The 203-nt window shown below is 51.7% G+C and carries 1 rRNA gene; it reads right to left on the reverse strand.

Going from position 1 to position 203, the window contains the following annotated elements:
* A 16S ribosomal RNA gene (locus Q0852_RS23925) occupies positions 1–203 on the reverse strand; the annotation flags it as partial.

The following is a 203-nucleotide window of genomic DNA, read 5'->3' on the forward strand; positions in this document are numbered from 1 at the left end:
CCCAGTAATTCCGATTAACGCTCGCACCCTCCGTATTACCGCGGCTGCTGGCACGGAGTTAGCCGGTGCTTCTTCTGCAGCTAACGTCAAATGATAGTGCTATTAACACTACCACCTTCCTCACTGCTGAAAGTACTTTACAACCCGAAGGCCTTCTTCATACACGCGGCATGGCTGCATCAGGGTTTCCCCCATTGTGCAAT

Origin of the sequence: uncultured Photobacterium sp. (assembly GCF_947502415.1) — a bacterium.
Classification (GTDB): Bacteria; Pseudomonadota; Gammaproteobacteria; order Enterobacterales; family Vibrionaceae; genus Photobacterium.